The 20,149-nt window shown below is 67.2% G+C and carries 24 protein-coding genes and 1 pseudogene; 18 read left to right on the forward strand and 7 right to left on the reverse strand.

Annotated elements, in window-relative coordinates:
• Positions 1–349: 349 nt before the first annotated feature.
• From hda to ACCQ04_RS14260, 3 genes are read right to left on the reverse strand one after another with little or no spacing between them, the layout of a single operon-like run.
• Positions 350–1,060 carry a DnaA regulatory inactivator Hda gene (gene hda, locus ACCQ04_RS14250; protein WP_102581288.1) on the reverse strand — a complete coding sequence of 237 codons (711 nt, stop codon included), beginning with the start codon at positions 1,058–1,060 and terminating at the stop codon, positions 350–352.
• Positions 1,057–2,223 (reverse strand): AI-2E family transporter, encoded by a 1,167-nt coding sequence (locus ACCQ04_RS14255; protein WP_016904627.1) that lies wholly within the window; start codon positions 2,221–2,223, stop codon positions 1,057–1,059. The genes hda and ACCQ04_RS14255 overlap by 4 nt, the downstream gene beginning before the upstream one ends.
• Entirely contained in the window at positions 2,220–3,332 is a 1,113-nt protein-coding gene (locus ACCQ04_RS14260) for a DUF2066 domain-containing protein (protein ID WP_046343651.1), read from the reverse strand. Before ACCQ04_RS14260 ends, ACCQ04_RS14255 begins: the two co-directional genes overlap by 4 nt.
• 22 nt (positions 3,333–3,354) lie before the next feature.
• Here ACCQ04_RS14260 and purM point away from each other — a divergent pair, with 22 nt between their 5' ends.
• The 5 genes from purM (at position 3,355) to ACCQ04_RS14285 (ending at position 7,231) form a co-directional block, all read left to right on the forward strand.
• A complete protein-coding gene (gene purM / locus ACCQ04_RS14265) occupies positions 3,355–4,488 on the forward strand; it encodes a phosphoribosylformylglycinamidine cyclo-ligase (protein WP_226427247.1) in 1,134 nt (377 codons plus the stop codon).
• Between the two features lie 14 nt (positions 4,489–4,502).
• Positions 4,503–4,961, forward strand: coding sequence for a hypothetical protein (locus ACCQ04_RS14270; protein WP_024938747.1), 459 nt, complete (start codon positions 4,503–4,505; stop codon positions 4,959–4,961).
• A gap of 36 nt (positions 4,962–4,997) precedes the next feature.
• Entirely contained in the window at positions 4,998–5,651 is a 654-nt protein-coding gene (gene purN / locus ACCQ04_RS14275; RefSeq protein ID WP_226427248.1) for a phosphoribosylglycinamide formyltransferase, read from the forward strand.
• A 65-nt stretch (positions 5,652–5,716) separates the two neighbouring features.
• Positions 5,717–6,544: a DUF3108 domain-containing protein gene (locus tag ACCQ04_RS14280; protein WP_226427249.1), complete on the forward strand. Its 828-nt coding sequence runs from the start codon at positions 5,717–5,719 to the stop codon at positions 6,542–6,544.
• A gap of 3 nt (positions 6,545–6,547) precedes the next feature.
• Entirely contained in the window at positions 6,548–7,231 is a 684-nt protein-coding gene (locus ACCQ04_RS14285) for a DUF3108 domain-containing protein (protein WP_226427250.1), read from the forward strand.
• A 210-nt stretch (positions 7,232–7,441) separates the two neighbouring features.
• Here ACCQ04_RS14285 and ACCQ04_RS14290 read toward each other — a convergent pair whose 3' ends face one another.
• From ACCQ04_RS14290 to ACCQ04_RS14300, 3 genes are all read right to left on the reverse strand, one after another.
• Positions 7,442–7,765 carry a hypothetical protein gene (locus ACCQ04_RS14290; RefSeq protein ID WP_046343664.1) on the reverse strand — a complete coding sequence of 108 codons (324 nt, stop codon included), beginning with the start codon at positions 7,763–7,765 and terminating at the stop codon, positions 7,442–7,444.
• Positions 7,762–9,036, reverse strand: coding sequence for a UDP-N-acetylglucosamine 1-carboxyvinyltransferase (murA, locus tag ACCQ04_RS14295; protein ID WP_102251577.1), 1,275 nt, complete (start codon positions 9,034–9,036; stop codon positions 7,762–7,764). The genes ACCQ04_RS14290 and murA overlap by 4 nt, the downstream gene beginning before the upstream one ends.
• A 119-nt stretch (positions 9,037–9,155) precedes the next feature.
• Positions 9,156–9,383 carry a BolA family protein gene (locus tag ACCQ04_RS14300; protein WP_016905061.1) on the reverse strand — a complete coding sequence of 76 codons (228 nt, stop codon included), beginning with the start codon at positions 9,381–9,383 and terminating at the stop codon, positions 9,156–9,158.
• Between the two features lie 53 nt (positions 9,384–9,436).
• On the opposite strand from ACCQ04_RS14300, the gene ACCQ04_RS14305 reads away from it, so the two are divergent.
• The 10 genes from ACCQ04_RS14305 (at position 9,437) to rapZ (ending at position 17,046) form a co-directional block, all read left to right on the forward strand.
• On the forward strand, positions 9,437–10,438 hold the full coding sequence (locus tag ACCQ04_RS14305; RefSeq protein ID WP_024938742.1) for a KpsF/GutQ family sugar-phosphate isomerase: 1,002 nt from the start codon (positions 9,437–9,439) through the stop codon (positions 10,436–10,438).
• A 49-nt stretch (positions 10,439–10,487) separates the two neighbouring features.
• Positions 10,488–11,036 (forward strand): KdsC family phosphatase, encoded by a 549-nt coding sequence (locus tag ACCQ04_RS14310; protein ID WP_024938741.1) that lies wholly within the window; start codon positions 10,488–10,490, stop codon positions 11,034–11,036.
• A complete protein-coding gene (lptC, locus tag ACCQ04_RS14315) occupies positions 11,033–11,608 on the forward strand; it encodes an LPS export ABC transporter periplasmic protein LptC (protein ID WP_039526175.1) in 576 nt (191 codons plus the stop codon). Before ACCQ04_RS14310 ends, lptC begins: the two co-directional genes overlap by 4 nt.
• Complete coding sequence (gene lptA / locus ACCQ04_RS14320; RefSeq protein WP_102251576.1) at positions 11,586–12,146, forward strand: lipopolysaccharide transport periplasmic protein LptA; 561 nt, start codon at positions 11,586–11,588, stop codon at positions 12,144–12,146. Before lptC ends, lptA begins: the two co-directional genes overlap by 23 nt.
• Positions 12,146–12,865, forward strand: a complete 720-nt coding sequence (gene lptB, locus ACCQ04_RS14325) for an LPS export ABC transporter ATP-binding protein (RefSeq protein ID WP_016904606.1) — start codon at positions 12,146–12,148, stop codon at positions 12,863–12,865. The genes lptA and lptB overlap by 1 nt, the downstream gene beginning before the upstream one ends.
• Before the next feature lie 40 nt (positions 12,866–12,905).
• On the forward strand, positions 12,906–14,345 hold the full coding sequence (locus ACCQ04_RS14330; protein ID WP_166770658.1) for an RNA polymerase factor sigma-54: 1,440 nt from the start codon (positions 12,906–12,908) through the stop codon (positions 14,343–14,345).
• A gap of 87 nt (positions 14,346–14,432) precedes the next feature.
• A complete protein-coding gene (hpf, locus tag ACCQ04_RS14335; RefSeq protein WP_016904608.1) occupies positions 14,433–14,750 on the forward strand; it encodes a ribosome hibernation-promoting factor, HPF/YfiA family in 318 nt (105 codons plus the stop codon).
• Positions 14,751–14,771: 21 nt separating this feature from the next.
• Entirely contained in the window at positions 14,772–15,230 is a 459-nt protein-coding gene (locus tag ACCQ04_RS14340) for a PTS sugar transporter subunit IIA (RefSeq protein WP_026064839.1), read from the forward strand.
• Complete coding sequence (hprK, locus tag ACCQ04_RS14345) at positions 15,227–16,177, forward strand: HPr(Ser) kinase/phosphatase (protein ID WP_016904610.1); 951 nt, start codon at positions 15,227–15,229, stop codon at positions 16,175–16,177. The genes ACCQ04_RS14340 and hprK overlap by 4 nt, the downstream gene beginning before the upstream one ends.
• Entirely contained in the window at positions 16,174–17,046 is an 873-nt protein-coding gene (gene rapZ, locus ACCQ04_RS14350) for an RNase adapter RapZ (RefSeq protein ID WP_039526172.1), read from the forward strand. The genes hprK and rapZ overlap by 4 nt, the downstream gene beginning before the upstream one ends.
• Before the next feature lie 450 nt (positions 17,047–17,496).
• On the opposite strand, the pseudogene ACCQ04_RS14355 reads toward rapZ, so the two are convergent.
• A pseudogene (locus ACCQ04_RS14355) lies at positions 17,497–17,748 on the reverse strand (GNAT family N-acetyltransferase); the annotation flags it as partial.
• Here ACCQ04_RS14355 and ACCQ04_RS14360 point away from each other — a divergent pair.
• The 3 genes from ACCQ04_RS14360 to ptsP are packed head-to-tail and all read left to right on the forward strand — an operon-like array spanning position 17,638 to position 20,012.
• Positions 17,638–17,961, forward strand: a complete 324-nt coding sequence (locus ACCQ04_RS14360; RefSeq protein ID WP_369920304.1) for a PTS sugar transporter subunit IIA — start codon at positions 17,638–17,640, stop codon at positions 17,959–17,961. The pseudogene ACCQ04_RS14355 and the gene ACCQ04_RS14360 overlap by 111 nt on opposite strands.
• On the forward strand, positions 17,954–18,223 hold the full coding sequence (locus tag ACCQ04_RS14365; protein ID WP_016904613.1) for an HPr family phosphocarrier protein: 270 nt from the start codon (positions 17,954–17,956) through the stop codon (positions 18,221–18,223). Before ACCQ04_RS14360 ends, ACCQ04_RS14365 begins: the two co-directional genes overlap by 8 nt.
• A 58-nt stretch (positions 18,224–18,281) precedes the next feature.
• A complete protein-coding gene (gene ptsP, locus ACCQ04_RS14370) occupies positions 18,282–20,012 on the forward strand; it encodes a phosphoenolpyruvate--protein phosphotransferase (protein ID WP_024938735.1) in 1,731 nt (576 codons plus the stop codon).
• The last annotated feature ends 137 nt before the right edge of the window (positions 20,013–20,149 follow it).

Genomic DNA, 20,149 nt, shown 5'->3' on the forward strand with positions numbered 1-20,149 from the left:
CGTCGCGCATTGCTCGAACCCCAAACACCGACCATCTCGACGGACTTGCAGCCAAACTGCCGGCGCCGCTCCTGCTCTTGTCCATGCGCACCGCCCATCCCGACAGGTCCTTGCCCGCCTACCGTCGCGGGACCTTACGCGGCATGGATGCCGCGTAAGCGCCTACAAGGACGTACTTGCGGCGTGTCCCGCGACGGTGGGGCGGGCAAGGGCCCTGCAGCCAACCCGCAGATCAGCTGCTCTACAAGCTTCAGGCGATGTGCCTCGAATGCCCGGACACGGCGATAGATGTGCAGATGGCAAGCGCTAAGCAACCTGCGCCTACCTAGCGCTGAGCGCAGTAATTCCGTCAGCCGCTCGAAGAGCCGCGATCCTCCAGCACCCGCCGCAGGAACGGCACGGTGATGCGGCGCTTGGCAGCCAGCGATTCGCGATCCAGCCGGTCCAGCAATGCCACCAGTCCTGCCAGTTCGCGTTCGCTATGGGTCAGCAGCCAGTCGATTGCCGCCTCGTCCAACGCCAGTCCGCGCCGTTGCGCACGATCGCGCAACACCGCCGCGCGCCCTGCGTCGTCGAGCACCGGCAGGCTGATGCGGATGCATTGCGACAGCCGCGAGCGCAGATCCGGCAACACCAAGGCCAGGCCGTCGGGCATGTGCCGCGCGGTGTACAGCAAGGTGGTGCCAGCAGCGCGCGCGCGGTTGTGGAAATCGAACAGCGCCACTTCGTCGTCGCGCTGCCCGGCAATGCTTTCCACGCCGTCCAGTGCGACCAGGCTGCGCCCTTCCAGCGCTTCCAGCGCATCGCGCAAGCGGCCAGTGGCAGCATGCAGAGGCAGGTACGCCGGGGCGCGCCCGGCCTGCTCGGCGGCCGCGCACACCGACAACGCCAGATGCGTCTTGCCGGTGCCGGCGGGGCCGGCCAGATACAGCCAGTCGCTCACCTGCCCGACCGCCAACGCCTGCAGCTGCGACAGCAGGCCGTCGGGCGCGGCGATGTAACTATCGAATCGCTGATCGGGCGGCGCGCGTAGCGCCAGTGGCAACTGCGGAACGCTCACAGCCGATCGGTGTCCTTGCCTGGGTCGATGATCACGCTGCGCTCGTTGGTGGACTGCAACACGATGCCGGCACGTTCGCCCGCATACAGATCGCTGCGCGTGTACTGCTCATGCGCATAGCGCAGCAGCACATTGGCCACCGCCGCCACCGGCAGCGCCAGCAGCATGCCGAGGAAGCCGAACAACTGGCCGCCCGCCATCACCGCGAAGATCACCGCCACCGGATGCAGGCCGATCTTGTCGCCGACGATGCGCGGCGTCAGCACATAGCTTTCCAGCAGCTGGCCGACGGTGAACACCACCCCGACGCCGATCAGCAGCTTCAGGTCGAAGCCCTGCGCCTGCACCACCGCCGCCAGCAGGGCGAGCACGATGCCGGTGGTGGCGCCCAGATACGGAATGAAGCTGATCAGGCCGGCGATGATGCCGATCAACAGGCCCAGATTGAGCCCGATGATGGACAGGCCGGCGGCGTAGATCGCCCCCAGCGCCAGCATCACCAGGAACTGGCCGCGGATGAAGCCACCCAGCACGTCGTTGGATTCCTGCGCCAGCCGGCTCACGGTGCCGATGTAGGCGCGCGGAATGACCGCGGCCACACGCTCGACCAGGCGGTCCCAGTCGCGCAGGAAGTAGAACGCCAGGATCGGCAGCAACGCCAGGTTGATCACCCAGGTCACCATCGCAAAGCCCGACCGCTGCACGTAGCCGAAGAAGGTCTTGGCGGCGCCGCCGGCCTGCTCCCAGTGGCTGCGGATCCAGTCGATCAGGCGCTCCGGGTCCAGCCAGCCCATCAGCTCCACGCCGGTCTTGGCTTCCAGCCACGGGATCGCGGTACTGATGGCCCAGGCACGCATCTGCGGCAGCGCGTCGATCAGAGTCATGATCTGGCGCTCGATCATCGGCACCAGGATCATCAGTGCCAGCACGAAGAGTAGCAGCGCCAGCACGAATACCAGCACTACCGCGATGTTGCGGGAGCGGCCGGCGCGCTCGATACGGTCCACCAGCGGGTCGCCCAGCCAGGCCAGCAGCAGCGCCAGCACGAACGGCGTCAGGATCGGCGACAGCAGCGATACCACCCACAGCACGCCGACAGTCACCGCCACCCATTTCAGGCGACGCAGAAACAGGGCGATCTCGGCTTCGGGAGTCAAAGTCATTTCAGGCGGTACTCGGCGTGCTCGTTTTCGAGAATGATCGGGCCCTCGGTCGGCACCGACACGGGCACCAACGGGCTGTTGTCGCCGAGCATACGGTTGAGGCCGGAAATGCCCGTGAGCAATTCCAGGTCCACTTCCATGCGGTCGCCATTGGCGCTGACCGGGCGGATGCTGCGCACCACCGAAACGCCTTGCAATGCGGCAGAGACGCGCAGGTAATCGTCGGCGCTGCCGATCCCGGTGATCACCGCGCGGTAAACCCCGGGCACACCCGAATCCACCCGCTTGGCGTAGCGCTTGACCAGCGCATCGGCGGCGCCGTCGGCACCGGCAGCCATCGCGCGACGCGCGTCGGCGTCGCTGCTGGTCCAGCTGGACAGCACGTTGCCGTTGTCGACAAAGACCCAGTCGGCGGTCCAGCCGGCGTCATTGCGGTAGAGCTTGCCGATCAACTGCATCGGCGGGCTGTACTTGGCCGATGCGCGTGCCACCGTGGCGGTGTCCTTGCGCCAGATCGCGCCGGCCAGCACCTGCTCGGCGGCGGCACCGCCGGGCAGGCCGAGCCGGTAGCCGCGCTCGATCGCCCGGTCCAGCACGCTGCGCGCGGCATTGGCCTGGCCCACGCCGACCAGGCGCGGGCCGCTGCCGTCGTCGATGGCCAGCCACAGCACCGGCTTGGGCCGCGGCAGCGGCCACACCGGCAGGCCCAGTGCGGCGATCAGGCCATCCACGTCAGATTGCCGGAAGCGCGCCACCAGCACGGTGCGGAAGGTCGGCGCGCCGGTGCGCGAGGTGCCCTGGTCCTGACGGTAATCGTAGTTTTCGACATAGCCCGGCGCGCCGCGCAATGCCTGCGAGACGCCGGGGCGGCTCATCACGCCGCGGTCGCCGGAGACCTTGCCCAGCACCGCACCGAGCGCGCGCGCCAGCGCACCGGGGCGATCGGACTCGCTCTGGCTGTTGACCGGCACTTCGGCCTCGTAGGCACTTTGCGCCTTGGCGACGTCGCCTTCGGTGCGTAGATCGGCCTGCGCAAAGGCTGGCGCGAGGGGCATGGCGACCACGAGGGCGAGAAAGAAAGCGAGACTGCGGCGCATCGACGGTTCCATGACGTAAGCGTATCCGGGTGAATTGTTGCCCGAATGGGACGCCAGCGCCAACGTGGCTGCTAAAATCGCCGCCTTTACAGCCGAGCCCTCCCCGCCCGTGACCAGCCCAACGCCTTCCAATCCCTCGCCCATGACCTACCGTGAGGCAGGTGTCGACATCGATGCCGGCAATGCATTGGTCGAACGTATCAAGCCGCTGGTCAAGCGCAGCTTCCGGCCAGAGGTGATGGGCGGCCTGGGTGGTTTTGGCGCCTTGTTCGACCTGTCCGGCAAGTACCGGGAGCCGGTGCTGGTGTCCGGCACCGACGGCGTCGGCACCAAGCTCAAGCTGGCGCAGCAGCTGGGCCGGCACGACACCATCGGCATCGACCTGGTCGGCATGTGCGTCAACGACGTGCTGGTGCAGGGCGCTGAGCCATTGTTCTTCCTGGATTATTTCGCCACCGGCAAGCTGGACGTGGACACCGCCGCGGCGGTGGTCGGCGGCATCGCGCGCGGCTGCGAGCTGTCCGGCTGCGCCCTGATCGGCGGCGAAACCGCCGAGATGCCCGACATGTATCCGCCGGGCGAGTACGACCTGGCCGGCTTCACCGTCGGCGCGGTGGAAAAATCGCAGCTGCTGGACGGCGCGCAGGTGCGCGCGGGCGACGTGCTGATTGGCATCGCCTCGTCCGGCCCGCATTCCAATGGCTACTCGCTGATCCGCAAGATCTACGAACGTGCCGGCTCACCCGCCGAGCTGGTGCTGGACGACGGCGTCAAGCTGATCGATGCGCTGATGGCGCCCACCGCGCTGTACGTCAAGCCGATCCTGGCGCTGCTCAAGTCGCACGGCGAGACGATCCACGCCATGGCGCACATCACCGGCGGCGGGCTGACCGAAAACATCATCCGGGTGATCCCCGACGGCCTGGGCCTGGACATCGACGCCAAGGCCTGGACGCTGCCGCCGGTGTTCGCCTGGCTGCAGCGCGAAGGCGCGGTGGCCGATGCCGAAATGTGGCGCACCTTCAATTGCGGCATCGGCTTCGTGCTGATCGCCGCACCCGAGCAGGCTGCCGCGCTGGAACAGGCACTGGATGAGCAGTCGCTGGCGCATTGGCGCATCGGCCAGGTGGTCCCGGCGCAGGGCGACGAGCGCGTGCGGATCGGTTGATCGAGGAGAGCTGCATGGACGCTTCCCCACGCGCACTGCCGGCATCGGCCAGCGCTGACGATCTCCAGCACCTGAAACTGCTGTCGGTCTTTCACTATGTGCTGGCCGCGATCACTGCGCTGTTTTCGCTTTTCCCGTTGATCCATCTGTTCATGGGAATTGCAATCATCACCGGGCACCTGCCCATGACACATGCCAGTGCGGACGCACCATCGATGGATCCGCGATTGTTCGGCTGGTTCTTCGTGGTGTTCGCGGCTGTGTTCATTGGCTGCGGCCTGACGCTGGCGGCGTTCATGGCCTACGCTGGCCGCTGCATCGCCCAGCGCAGACGGCATCTGCTGTGCCTGATCGTGGCCGGCATTTCCTGCTCCTTCATGCCGTTCGGTACCGTCGTCGGCGTGTTTACGCTGGTGGTGCTGCTGCGCCCGCAGGTCAAGGCCTTGTTCGCGCCGACCGCCACCGCTGCGTGACGCGCCCTGCCCCATGACTTCAGCGAATCCAGCCCCGTGAGCCTGCGTCTGGCCGTCCTGGCCTCCGGCCGTGGCAGCAACCTGCAGGCCATCCTCGATGCCATCGGCAGCGGCCGGCTGCCGGCCGAGGTCGTCGGCGTGTTTTCCGACCGCCCGCAGGCGCCGGCACTGCACAAGGTCGATGAGGCATTGCGCTGGAGCGCCAGCCCGCGCGACTTTGCCGACCGTGCGGCCTTCGACGCTGCGCTGGGCGATTCAATCGCCGCCGCGCAGCCGGACTGGGTGATCTGCGCCGGCTACATGCGCATCCTCGGCGAGCCGCTGGTGCGCCGCTTTGCCGGGCGCATGCTCAACATCCACCCCTCGCTGCTACCCAAATACCGCGGCCTGCATACCCATGCCCGCGCACTGGAAGCAGGCGATACCGAACATGGCGCCAGCGTGCACCTGGTGGTGCCGGAGCTGGATGCCGGCACGGTGATCGCGCAGGCGCACGTGCCGGTGCTGCCCGACGACAGCGCCGAGCAGCTGGCCGCGCGCGTGCTGGCGCGCGAACACCCGCTGCTGCTGGCCACGCTGGACCTGCTCGCCAGTGGGCGCGTGGAGGTGCGTGGCGATGGCGTCCATATCGACGGTCAGTGCCTGTTTACGCCACTGCGACTAGAGTCCGCTGACACCGCCTTCGCCTGAATGCGGATACGCCCTCCTCATCCTGTCTCGGACATCCTGGCGGCCCCGTGCCTCCCTCCCAGCGCATGAAACTCCTCCCGATCGCGACCGCGCTGTTGACCACCGCCCTGCTCGCCCCGGCCGGTGCCGGCCGTGCGCAACAGGCGCCTGCCGTGCCTGCGCCAGCGGCTCCTGCTCCAGCTGCGGCGGCGCCAGCGGTACCGGCCTCTGCAGCGGCCCTGCCTGCCAGCACCTGGACGCCGCCGCCACTGCAACCCTTCGTGGCCACCTACCAGGCGTTCTACCGCGGCAAGGAAGCCGGCGATGCCACCATGCAGGTCAGCAACGGCGAAGGCAGCCAGTGGCGTATCGACATGTCGGTGCGCGGCCGCAAGGGCTTTGCCAGCATCCTGGGACTCAATCTGGAACAGAGCACGGTCTTCCGTGTCGATGGCGACACCTATGTACCGTTGAGCCAGAGCACGGTGCGCAAGGCAATGTTCTTCGGCAAGAAGGTCACCGGCGTCTACAACTGGCAAACCGCCAGCGCCCAGTGGGACGGCGATCTGAAGAAGGAGCGCCAGCAGGCGATTCCCCTGCAGCGCGGCGACCAGAGCGCGCTGTCGCTGAACCTGTCGCTGATGCGCGACGCGCAACCCGGACGCAGCCTGAGCTATCGCTACGTCGATGTCGGCCGGGTGCGCAAGTACGACTACAAGGTCGCCGATGCCACCGAAGTGGTACAGGTCGGCGACCTGAGCTACGACGCGTTGCGCGTGTACCGCGTCAACAGCGGCGACAACGAAACCATCCTCTGGATCGCCAACGGCGTTCCCACGCCGGTGCGCATCCTGCAACGTGACAAAGGTGAGGATCAGGTCGATCTACGCCTGGTCGAATACCAAGGAGCCTGACCCATGCACACTGTTTCCCGCACCTGTTCGCTGATCGCCGCTGCTGCACTGGCCGTGGCCAGCTTGCCCGCGTTCGCCATGCAGCCGTTCCAGGCCGATTATTCGGCCAACTACATGGGCATGCAGGCCAACGGCACCATGACCCTGGCCACCGCCGGCGCCAATCAGTGGCGCTATACGCTCACCATCCAGAACCAGCTGGCCAACCTGACCCAGAGCACGGTGTTCGAAGAGAGCAACGGCCAACTGCGTCCGGTCAGCAGCAACGACACCTCGTCGATGATGGTCAAGCGCCGCAACGTCACCGCCAACTACGACTGGAAAACCAGCCAGGCGACCTGGGGCGGCGACATCAAGCCGGACCGTCGTGGCCCGGTGAAGTTGCAGCCCGGCGACATGGATGCGCTGCTGATCAACCTGGCCATTACCCGCGACCTGGCCGCCGGCAAGCCGCTGAACTACCGCATGGTCGACGAAGGCCGCATCAAGCCGATGAGCTACAAGGTGGTCGGCAAGGAAACCATCACCGTCAACGGCAAGCAGGAACAGGCGACCAAGGTGTCGCGCGTGGACGGCGACAAGGAACTGATCGCCTGGGTGGTCAAGGACCTGCCGGTGCCGGCACGCCTGCTGCAGAAGGAAAAAGGCCAGGACGCGCTGGATCTGACCATCAAGGGCCTGCGCTAAGCGCCAGGCACGCCTGGTAGGAGCGTGCCTGCGCGCGACGGGGCTTTATCGGTAACGCCCCGTCGCGCGCGGGCACGCTCCTACCAGGGCATGGGACTTGCTCTCCCGGCATCCTGCCTCCCACAGCGATGAAGAGCCCGGCTGCGAGCCGGGCTTCTTCCTTCCGATCGGCGTGCGGCGGACGCTGCGCAGCACGCAGAAACGCTCGACTCAGGGCTTGGCCGCCGCCTTGTCGTCGCCGCTGGAGAACACCGTGCGGCAGTCCACGCGGATCTGCTCGCCGGTGCTGCGCCAGTAGAACAGGTCGCAATGGCGCTTGCCTTCGACGGTCTTCTTGACCGCCACTGCATAGAACGACTGCGCGATCTCGTCGCGGCTGGCGGTTCCGTCGTTGTTCCAGTCCATGTCCTTGAACTCGACGCCCTGGGTGATCGCCATGCCCACCGACCAGGCATAGGCCAGCCACGCCAGGATCAGCACGATCACGCCGAGCAGGATCTTGCGCCGGGTGGTGAAGCGCCCGCGCAGGATCATGCGATGCGCCGGATGGTCGCGCCCAGCGCCCCCAGCTTCTCCTCGATGTTTTCGTAGCCACGGTCCAGGTGGTAGATGCGATCGATGGTGGTGTCGCCGTCGGCGACCAGGCCGGCCAGGATCAACGATGCCGACGCGCGCAGATCGGTCGCCATCACCGGCGCGCCGCTGAGGCGCTCGGCGCCGCGCACGATCGCGGTATGGCCTTCGACCTGGATGTCCGCACCCAGGCGCAGCAGTTCGTTGACGTGCATGAAGCGGTTTTCGAAGATGGTTTCGTTGATCACGCCCACTCCGTCGGCCACGCAGTTGAGCGCCATGAATTGCGCCTGCATGTCGGTGGGGAACGCCGGGTACGGCGCGGTGGTCAGGTTGACCGCACGCGGGCGCTTGCCGTGCATGTCCAGCGTGATGCTGTCGGCAGTGGTGGTGATGCTGGCACCGGCTTCGGTGAGCTTGTCCAGCACCGCGTCCAGGGTGTCCGGACGGGCGCGGCGCACGCTGACGCTGCCGCCGGTCATCGCCGCGGCGACCAGGAAGGTGCCGGTCTCGATGCGATCCGGCAGCACCGCATGGTGTCCGCCGCCCAGGCGCTCCACGCCCTGCACCACGATGCGCGGCGTACCGGCGCCTTCGATCTGCGCACCGAGTGCGATCAGGCAGTCGGCCAGGTCGGTGACTTCCGGCTCCATCGCCGCGTTTTCCAGCACGGTGGTGCCTTCGGCCAGCACGGCGGCCATCAGCACGTTCTCGGTGCCGGTGACGCTGACCATATCGAACACGTAGCGGCCGCCCTTCAGGCGCCCATTGCTGGTGGCCTTGATGTAGCCGTTCTCCACGCTGATCTCCGCACCCAGCGCCTGCAGGCCCTTGATGTGTTGATCGACCGGGCGCGAGCCGATCGCGCAGCCGCCGGGCAGCGACACCTCGGCGGTGCCGTAGCGCGCCAGCAGCGGGCCGAGCACCAGGATCGAGGCGCGCATGGTCTTGACCAGTTCATAGGGCGCGACCTGGTGGGTGACCGAGCGCGGGTCGACCAGGATCGAGCGACCCTTGGCCAGCGTGCCTTCGTCGATGGTGACCTCGGCGCCCAGTTCGCTGAGCAGTTTCACCGTGGTGATCACATCGTGCAGATGCGGCACGTTGCTGATCTCCACCGGCGCATCGGCCAGCAGGGTCGCGCACAGGATCGGCAGCACCGCGTTCTTGGCGCCGGAAATATTGACCTCACCGTGCAGCGCTTGGCCGCCGGTCACTACGATTTTTGCCATGGGAGCTTGGGGAATCCGAAAAGGGATGTCGGGGGAATGGGAAGCGTCGCCAGGAGCCGGCCGGGCCGCTGGCAGTCGGGGCGCAGGCGCAGCCCGACCAGCCAGGACCCGACTGACGCTCAGCCTTCGTCGGGCGTCAGCGTCTTGAGCTGCAGCGCGTGGATCGCGCCGCCCATCAGCTCGCCCAGGGTCGCGTAGACCATGCGATGGCGCGCCAACGGGGCCTTGCCGGCGAATGCGGGGCTGATCACGGTCGCCTCGAAGTGCACGCCGTCGTCGCCGTGCACGTCGACGCGGGCTTCGGGCAAGCCGGATTCGATGAGTTTACGGATGGTTTCGGCGTCCAAAGGGCGTTTCCTCATAAAATGAGCGCACATTCTACTCTTCACCCGAGTCCCGCATGGCCGTCTCGCACCTGCCCTCCGCCACCGTCAGCGACGCCAGCCTGGTCGCCAGCGGCCAGCGCGTGCTGGAGATCGAGCGCGAGGCGCTGGCCAGCGTGGGCGCGCGGATCGGCAGCGACTTCGCCGCGGCCTGCCGGCTGGTACTGGCCTCGCGCGGGCGCGTGGTGGCCACCGGCATGGGCAAGTCCGGGCATATCGCGCGCAAGATCGCCGCCACCCTGGCCTCCACCGGCACGCCGGCGTTCTTCGTGCATCCGGGCGAGGCCGGGCACGGCGACCTGGGCATGATCACCGAGGCCGACATCGTGCTGGCGCTGTCCTACTCCGGCGAATCGGACGAGGTGCGCATGCTGCTGCCGGTGCTCAAGCGCCAGGGCAACCCGATCATCGCCATGACCGGGCGCCCGAACTCCTCGCTGGCGCAGGCCGCCGACGTGCACCTGGACGTGAGCGTGTCGGCCGAAGCCTGCCCGCTGCATCTGGCACCCACCTCCAGCACCACCGCCTCGCTGGCGATGGGCGACGCGCTGGCCGTGGCGCTGCTGGACGCGCGCGGTTTCACCGCCGACGATTTTGCGCGCTCGCACCCGGCCGGCAGCCTGGGCCGGCGCCTGCTGCTGCACATCACCGACGTGATGCACAGCGGCGATGACCTGCCGCGCGTGCGCGAGGACGCCAGCCTGAGCGAGGCGCTGATGGAAATGAGCCGCAAGCGGCTGGGCATGACTGCCGTGGTGGACGCGGACGGGCGCCTGATCGGCCTGTTCACCGACGGCGACCTGCGCCGTGCGCTGGACAGCGACATCGACGTGCGCAGCGCCGGCATTGCCCAGGTGATGACGCGCAACCCGCGCACCATCGGCGCAGACCAGCTGGCCGCCGAAGCCGCACGGCTGATGGAGGATTACAAGATCAACGGTTTGATCGTGGTTGACGCGCAGCAGCGCGCGGTGGGCGCATTGAACATTCACGACCTGTTGCGCGCCAAAGTGGTTTAACAGGTTCAGTTTTCTACCGTTGGAACCCCGTTCTCACCGATTCGTGCCGATGCCCTATTCCCCTCTGCAACACCTGCCCGCCGACATCACCGACCGCGCCGCGCGTATCCGCCTGGCCTGTTTCGACGTCGACGGCACCCTGACCGACGGCCGTCTTTATTACGACCATGCCGGCAATGAGAGCAAGTCGTTCAATGTGCTCGACGGCCAGGGGCTCAAGCAGCTCGACCATGCCGGCATCCATGTCGCGCTGATCACCGCGCGCGCCAGCCTGTCGGCGGAAAAGCGCGGCCAGGATCTGGGCCTGCACGTGCAGATCGGGGTCAAGAACAAGCGCCTGGCAGTGCTGGCTCTTTGCCAGGAGCATGGCCTGTCGCTGGACCAGGTGTTGTTCATGGGCGACGACCTGCCGGACCTGCCGGCCCTGCTGGCGGTCGGCCTGCCGGTGGCACCGGCCAACGCGCATCCGTGGATCGCCGAGCGCGTGCAGTGGCATACCCGGGCACGTGGCGGCGAAGGCGCCGCGCGCGAGGTCTGCGATGTGGTGCTGGCCGCGCAGGGTCAGGTCGAGGGCATCATCGAAAGGTTCTCCGCATGAGCTGGAACTGGCGCACCACCCTGGGCGTGGCGCTGTTCGCCGCCGCGGTGATTTCCGGCTGGTCGGCGTGGCAGCAGCGCGCGCGGCCGGTCGCCGCGGCGACAGACGATGCGCGCGCCGACTACGTGCTGCGCGACTTCGAACTGATTGCGCTGGACAAGGAAACCGGCAAGGAATCGATGACGCTGCGCGCGCCGGAGATGCATCGCAACCGCGCCGATCGCACTTCCGAGGTCACCACCCCGGTGTTCCTGCTGCCTGACAACACCAATCAACCGTGGACGCTGCGCTCCAAGACCGGCTGGATCAGCCCCACGGGCGACGAGCTGCGCCTGCGCGGCGACGTCGAGGGCGACAGCCCCACCGGCGGCGCGACCCCGCCGACCACGTTCCGCACCCAGAGCCTGGACGTGTTCCCGAAGCAGAACCTCGCCAAGACCGCGGCCCCGGTGAGCATGAGCCGGCCGGGTATCATGCAGAGCGGGGTCGGCTTCGAGGCCGATCTCAAATCACGCCAGTACAAGCTCCTTTCCCAGGTCAAGACCCGCTATGAACCGAATGCTGCCCGCTAAACTGGCGTTTGCCGCGCTGCTGCTGCCCGCCCTTGCGATGGCCAAGACCAGCGACCGCAATCAGCCGATGGCGATCGACTCCAATGCCAACGATTGCAACATGCTCGACGACAGCGGCAAGTGCCGCTTCAGCGGCAATGTGGTGATCACCCAGGGCACACTGGAAATCCACGCCGACACAGCCGACATCTTCCAGAAGAACGGCCAGACCGACCGCGTCGTGCTGACCGGCAAGCAGGCCACGCTGAAGCAGCAGATGGACGATGGCGCGATGATGAACGGCCAGGCCGACAACATCGAGTACCAGGTCGCCAACGAAGTCATCGTGCTGACCGGCAATTACAAGGTCGACTCGCCCAAGGGCACCAACGCCGGCCAGCGCATGGTCTACAACACCAAGACCGGCAATATGCAGAGCGGCGGCGACGGCAGCCGCGTGCGTACGATCATCCAGCCCAAGACCGCAGCGCCGGCGGCAGCAGCGCCTGCGGCGACGCCGGCCGCCAAGCCCGCGGCCAAGCCGCAGGGGAAGAAGTAATGCTGGTCGCCACCGGTCTGCGCAAGAAGTACAAGCAACGCGAAGTGGTCAAGGAATTCGGTCTCACGCTCGAGGCCGGTGAGGTGGTCGGCCTGCTCGGCCCCAACGGTGCCGGCAAGACCACCTGCTTCTACATGATCGTCGGCCTGGTCGAGGCCGATGCCGGGCGTATCGAGCTGGACGGCCGCGACCTCACCGCCGAGCCGATGTACGCCCGCGCCAAGCTCGGTGTCGGCTATCTGCCGCAGGAGCCGTCGATCTTCCGCAAGCTCACCGTGGCCGACAACATCCGCCTGGTGCTGGAGCTGCGCGAAGAGCTGGATGGCGCCGGCCGCGAGAAGGAGCTGGTCTCGCTGCTGGAAGAGCTGCAGATCACCCATGTGGCCGACCAGCTCGGCGCCAGCCTGTCCGGCGGCGAGCGGCGGCGCTGCGAGATTGCGCGGGCGCTGGCGGCCAAGCCGCGCATGATGCTGCTCGACGAACCCTTTGCCGGTGTCGATCCGATTTCGGTCGGCGAGATCCAGCGCATCATCATCCACCTCAAGGAACGCGGCATCGGCGTGCTGATCACCGATCACAACGTGCGCGAAACCTTGGGAATCTGCGACCGCGCGTATATTCTCGCCGAGGGGGGCGTGCTGGCGCAGGGGGCACCAGATGCGCTGCTAGCCAATCCCGACGTCCGTCGCGTGTATCTGGGGGAAACTTTCCGCCTTTGAGCGCGTCGCCGCGCCATCGATTCTTCCAGTCAGTGCCCGCATGAAAGCCCGGCTCCAGACATCGCTAGGACAGCAGTTGGTCATGACGCCGCAGTTGCGTCAGGCGATCAAGCTATTGCAGATGTCCACCACCGAGCTGGAACTGGAAATCGCCGAAGCGGTGGAGACCAATCCGCTGCTGGAATGGGCCGACGAGGCCGCGCATGCGGCCAACGAGCTGCCGGTGGACGCGTCGTCGGCCGCCTCCACCGACGACACCCCGCGTGAGGAACCGGCACCGGCCGAGCGCGATGACGACTGGTCACAGGACGAACTGCAGTGGACCGGCTCGGGCAGCGGCGGCAGCTTCGACGACGACGAATCCGGCGATGCCGCCGAGCGCGTGGCCGAATCCGAAACCCTGGCCGACCACCTGCTGTGGCAGCTGCACCTGTCCCCGCTGTCGCCGCGCGACCGCCAGATCGGCGCGCTGCTGATCGATGCGCTGGATGAGGACGGCTACCTGCGCGAGCCGCTGTCGGCGATTCTGGAAACGCTGGCGCTCGGTGCGACGGTGGACGAGGCCGAAGTCCTGACCGTGCTGCACCAGATCCAGCGCTTCGACCCGGTCGGCGTGGGTGCGCGCACTCTGGGCGAATGCCTGGCACTGCAGCTGGCGGTGCTCGACCCGGCCACTCCGGGGCGCGAGCTGGCGCTGCAGATCGTCGCCGGCCCGCTGGAGCGCCTGCCGCGCAGCGGCGTGGCCGGCCTGGCGCACGAACTCAAGCGCTCCACCGCCGATGTCGAGCAGGCGGTCCAGCTGGTGCGCTCGCTGGACCCGCGCCCGGGCAAGCAGATCGGCGACCTGTCGCAGGACACCTACGTGGTACCGGACTGCGTGATCTGGCGCCAGCGTGGCGTTTGGCGGGCCTCGCTGGCCGGCCGCGCGCAGCCCAAGGTCACCATCCACCGCGGCTACGAGAACCTGATCCGCAGTTGCGGCGAGTCCGACGCCGGCTACCTGCGCGGCCAGCTGCAGGAGGCGCGCTGGCTGCTCAAGAGCCTGGAGGCGCGCGGCGAGACCCTGCTGCGGGTGGTGCGCTGCCTGCTGCAGCACCAGGCCGGGTTCCTGGAATTCGGCGCGCAGGCATTGCGGCCGCTGACCCTGCGCGAGATCGCCGGCGAGCTCGGCCTGCACGAATCCACCATTTCCCGCGCGATCGCGCGCAAATACGTGCGCACCCCGCGCGGCACCATCGCGCTGCGCTCGTTCTTCGCCTCCGGCATCGACACCGACAGCGGCGGCGAGGCTTCCAGCACCGCCATCCAGGCCATGATCCGGCGCCTGATCGAGGCGGAAAACCCGCGCAAACCGCTGTCCGACGCCAAGTTGGCCGATCTGCTGAAAACTTCCGGCGTACCAGTGGCGCGGCGCACCGTTGCGAAGTATCGTGAGGCCATGAACATTTCCGCCTCCCACGAACGCGTCCGTATCGCCTGACGTTGCACCCACCGCAACGCCGGCCTGCGCCGGGTAAGTCGGAGCACCGGAAAGGTTCATTGGCCCACCGACCAATGGAGGTATCCGATGCGTATCGAGACGTATGGCCACCAGCTTGAAGTGACCCCCGCGCTGCGGGAGTACGTGGCAAGCAAGCTGCAGCGATTGCAGCGCCATTTCGACCAGCACTGTGAAGTCCGAACCCAGCTGGCCGTTCGCAAGCCAGACCATCACGTGGTCGCCACCGTCAACCTCCCCGGTCGCACCCTGCATGCAGATGCCAGCGGCTCCAGCATGTATGCGGCCATTGACCTGCTGGTCGACAAGCTCGACCGCCTGGTGCTCAAGCACAAGGAAAAGAAATGTAACCACCATGCACGCGAGGTGCGCGACAATCCCGCATGACGCTTCCCGCTTGATGCCCTCATGCCTTTAACCGATCTGATGGCGGCCGTGCGCACCGTGGTGTCGCCGGCCGCCGATCGCGACACCGTCCTGCATGCCGCCGCCGACCTGCTGTCCTGCCGCCAGGCCGGTGCCGACGAGCTCTACGCCAACCTGTGCGAACGCGAGGCCCTGGGCAGCACCGCCATCGGCCACGGCATCGCCATCCCGCACGGGCGCTGCCCCAACCTCACCGAGCCGCGTGGCGCATTGCTGCGCTTGGACACCCCGGTGGCCTTCGGTGGTGACGAGCCGGTGGACCTGATCTTTGCAATGGCGGTGCCTGCGCACTACACCCACCAGCATCTGATGCTGCTGTCGGAACTGGCCGAGCGGTTTTCCGACGCGGACTTCCGTCAGCAGTTGCGCGCCGCCCCCAATGCCGACGCCTTGATGGCGCTGCTCACCGACGCACCGCCAGCACAGGCCAGCGCCGCATGAATACCAGCATCACCGCACGCGAACTGTTCGACCAGCAACGCGACAAGCTGGCGCTGCGCTGGGTGGCGGGCCAGAAAGGCGAGCACCGCGAGATCGAGGCCGGCAGCAACAACGCACGCCGCCCCTCGCTGGCCGGCTATCTCAACGTGATCTATCCCAACAAGGTGCAGATCCTGGGCACCGAAGAGCTGGCCTGGCTGGACTCGCTGGATGCGCGGCAACGCTGGGAAACCATCGAGAAGATCATCCAGGTGCAGCCGCTGGCGCTGGCGATCAGCAAGAACCAGTCCTGCCCGGAAGACCTGCGCGCGGCCGCCGACGAATCCAACACGCCGCTGTGGATCTCGCCCAAGCGCGGCCACGAGTTGCTCAATCACCTCTCCTACCACCTGGCGCGCACGCTGGCACCGCGGGTCACGCTGCATGGCGTGTTCATGGAGATCTATTCGATCGGCGTGCTGATCACCGGCGAGGCCGGCTCGGGCAAGAGCGAGCTGGCGCTGGAGCTGCTCAGCCGCGGTCACCGGCTGGTGGCCGACGACGCGCCCGAGTTCACCCAGATCGCCCCCGACGTACTCGACGGCACCTGCCCGGAACTGCTGCAGGACCTGCTGGAAGTGCGCGGCCTGGGCGTATTGAACGTGCGCGACATGTTCGGCGACACCGCGGTGAAGAAGAACAAGTACCTGCGCCTGATCGTGCACCTGACCCGCCCGATGACCGAGCCCACCCCGTCCGGCTACGAACGCCTGACCGGCGATTCCGGCAGCCGGCACGTGCTGGATCTGGACGTGCCGCTGATCACCCTGCCGGTGATGCCCGGGCGCAATCTGGCGGTGCTGACCGAAGCGGCCACGCGCCTGCATATCCTGCGCACCAAGGGCATCGACCCGGCGGCGATGTTCATCGCCCGCCACAGCAACCTGCTGGAGCGACGCACGCCATGAGTATTGCGCCCTCCACGTTGATGATCGTGAGCGGGCTGTCCGGCTCGGGCAAATCGGTTGCGTTGAAGACCTTCGAGGATCTGGACTACTACTGTTCGGACAACCTGCCGGTGGAACTGCTGCCGGATTTCGTGCGCAGCCGCCTGCGCGGCAACCCGCTCGGCGACCAGCGCCTGGCGGTGGGCATCGATGTACGCAGCCGCAGCGACCTGACCCAGCTGGCGCAATGGCGCCAGGCCGCGCAGGAATACGGCATCGAGGCGCGGCTGCTGTTTTTCGAGGCCAGCGACGAGGCGCTGATCAAGCGCTACGCCGATACCCGCCGCCGCCACCCGCTCAGCCATCTCGGCCTGGCCTTGCCGGAAGCGATCACCCGCGAGCGGCAGTTGACCGAACCGCTGCGCACGCAGGCCGATGCCATCATCGACACCAGCGCGCTCAATGTGCACCAGCTGCGTCGCCGCGTGGTCACCGAGTTCGCGCTCGGCAGCAGCGACCGGCTGTCGCTGCTGTTCGAATCGTTCGCCTACAAACGCGGCGTGCCGGCCGAGGCCGACTTCGTGTTCGATGCGCGCGTCCTGCCCAATCCGCACTGGGACCCGGAACTGCGCCCGCTGACCGGCCGCGATGCCGGCGTACGCGAGTATCTGGACAAGGAACCGGACGTGGTGCGCTACAGCGCGCAGATCGTGGACCTGCTCGACACCTGGCTGCCACGACTGCGCAACGACACCCGCAGCTACGTGACCATCGCCTTCGGCTGCACCGGCGGCAAGCACCGCTCGGTGTATCTGGCCGAACGCATGGCGCGGCATGCGCGCGAGCAGGGCTGGCCGGAGGTGGCGACGTTTCATCGTGAGCAGGATTGAAGGGCTGGGATTGGGGAATCGGGATTGGGGAATCGTCAAAGCGGTGTCATGCGGCTTGGAATGTGCGAACGGTCGATGACAGCTGTGCTTTGAAGCTTGGCCTTGCTGGTTGGCCTCGGCATCGGGTCCCTGCCCCGCGCTTGCTGTCGAGGGTTTGATCTTGGTGGCTCATTTGGAGCTGCAGGCCGTCCTTGTCACTGCTGCTTCCCTGTCTTGCTGCGGGCGCAGATTGTTCGGACTGGCGCAGGCAGTGGGTCTGCGGGAAAAACTTTTGATCGGTGCATTCGTCTGCGCGTTCTGATCGGGGACTGCCTGGCAAGTGCGCGCTGCAGCGTTCGCTTGTGATGCGGTTCGCATCGGCAGACTGCGGGCGTCGCGATCATTGCCATGTGGTCAGCGGCGCGCTTGCTGCATGCGCTGCATGCGACACGCTGCAGCGGTCCTAAACGGCTATTCATTTCGCAACACATCGGTGTCGGCAAACGCTATCGCGCGGTCATGCCGACCTGTTAACGTTTCGGCATGGCCTGTGGCATTCTCCTCATTACTCATCCCGGCATCGGCGCGGCGTTGTTGAACGTGGCGACGGGGCTGTTGCGGCAGTTGCCGCTGAAGACCGAAGCGTTCGATGTGCCGCTCGATGCAGACCTGGACGCCTTGTTGCCCCAGGCCTCGTCGGCGATGCGACGGGTCGACAGCGGCGACGGCGTGCTGGTCATGACCGACCTGTACGGCGCCAGCCCCAGCAATCTCGCCAGCCGGTTGGCAAAGCTCGGCACGCCGGTTCGCCGGGTGTCCGCGCTCAGCCTGCCGATGCTGCTGCGGGTGATGAACTACCCCGAACAAGGATTGCAGGAGCTGCCCGCCACCGCGGCGGCAGGCACCCGCAACGGAGCGATCATCGACGATGCTTGAACGCGAACTCATAGTTTCCAACCGACTCGGACTGCATGCGCGGGCAACCGCCAAGCTGGTGCAGACGCTATCGTCCTATCGCAGCAACGCCACCCTGGCGGCCAAGGGCCGCGAGGTGAATGCCAAGAGCATCATGGGCGTGATGCTGCTGGCCGCCGGCCAGGGCACCAGCGTGGTGGTGCGGCTGGATGGCGAGGACGAAGCGCAAGCGCTGCAGGCGCTGGTGGACCTGTTCGAGCGTCGTTTCGACGAGGACAGCTGAGCATGCGCCGCGTCGGTGCGGGGCTGACCGACAGGGCGCGTCCGCGCCAGGGCCGCATATGAGCCTGCGTTTGCGTGGACATGCCGCCTCGCGCGGCAACGCACTCGGACGCGCGCGCGTGCGCCAGAGCCACACGCTGGAAGTGGCCGAGCAACGCGTGCCCGCCAGCCAGGTGGAAACCCAGCTGCAGCGTCTGCACGTGGCGATCGAGGCAGCACGCACCGAGATGCAGCAGCTGCGCGACCGCCTGCATGGCGCGCTTGCGCGCGAGGTCGGCGAGTTCCTCGAACTGCATGCGCTGCTGCTCGACGACCCGGAGCTGTTGCAAGGCCTGGACGAGTTGATCCGCACCCACCGCTACAGCGCCGACTACGCCTTGCGCGTGCAGCGCGACCGGTTGGCGGCGGTGTTCGACGGCATGGAGGACGCCTACCTCAAGAGCCGCATGGACGACCTGGATCACGTCATCGGCCGCATCCATGCGTTCTTGCACAAGCGCGCGCCCGACCTCAAGGGCGTGGCCGGCGAGATCCTGGTCTGCGACAACGTGGCGCCGTCGGAGCTGGCGCAGCTGCAGGCGCAAGGGGTGGTCGGCATCGTCACCACCGCCGGCAGCGCGCTGTCGCACAGCGCGATCCTGGCGCGCAGCCTGCACCTGCCGCTGGTGGTGGGGGTGAGCGATGCGGTCCAGCGAATCGACGATGGCGACGTGTTGATCGTCGATGCCGGCTCGGGCCAGGTGATCGTCGACCCCAAGCCCGAGCATCTGCGCGACTACCGCGAGCGCCTGCGCGCGCTGGCCAAGGAACAGCGCGAACTCGGACGGCTGCGCTCCAAACCCACGCGCACGCGCGACAACGTCGATATCACGCTGCTGGCCAATGCCGAATCGCTGGAGGACGTGGCCAGGGCGCACGCGCTCGGCGCCAGCGGCCTTGGCCTGTATCGCACCGAATTCCTGTTCCTGCAGCGCAGCGAGTTGCCGGACGAAGAAGAACAGTTCCACACCTATCGCGACACCGTGCTGGGCATGAGCGGGCGACCGGTCACCATCCGCACCCTGGATCTGGGCGCCGACAAGGCCGACCGCACCGGCCTGACCTTGAGCGATGAGGACAACCCGGCGCTGGGCTTGCGCGGGGTGCGGTTGTCGCTGGCCCGCCCTGCGGTGGCGCAGGCGCAGTTGCGCGCGATCCTGCGCGCCTCCGGCTACGGACCGGTGCGCATCCTGGTGCCGATGGTCAGCGGCCGCGAGGAGGTCCAGTTGCTGCGCCGGCAGATCAAGAAGCTGGCCGCGCAATTGCGCGAGCAAGGCCACGAGATCGCCGAGCACATCCCGCTGGGCGCGATGATCGAAGTGCCGGCTGCGGCCCTGGCGCTGGACTGCTTTATCGACGACATCGATTTCCTGTCGATCGGTACCAACGATCTGGTGCAGTACCTGCTGGCGGTGGATCGCAACAACGAGGCATTGGGCGAGCTGTATTCGCCGTTGCATCCGGCGGTGCTGCGCCTGATCGCGCAGGTGATCGCCACCGGGCGCGCCTACGCCAAGCCGGTGGCGGTGTGCGGCGAGATCGCGGGCGACCCGCGCTTCGTGCCGATGTTGCTGGCGCTGGGGCTCACCGAGTTCAGCCTGCATCCGGCCACGCTGCTGGAAGTGCGCCGTGCGGTGCGCGACATCCACCTGGGCGAGTTGCGCGTGCAGGGTGACAAGCTGCTGCGCGCGCGCGACCGCAAAGGCATCGAGAAGTGGCTGACTACCGTCGCGCAGGGCCTGGCGCGCTGAGCGATCGCGTCATCGCGCAGGCGATGTTCTAACGCGTTGCGAGCGGCACTGTATGTTTCGTCACCGTGCGCAAGCGATAATGCCGTGCTGACTCAGCAGCGCGTCTTCCATCGGGACGTGTCCACTCTTCCAGGGAG

It is taken from the genome of Xanthomonas sp. NCPPB 2866, assembly GCF_041475745.2.
In the GTDB taxonomy this organism is placed as follows: Bacteria; Pseudomonadota; Gammaproteobacteria; order Xanthomonadales; family Xanthomonadaceae; genus Xanthomonas; species Xanthomonas arboricola.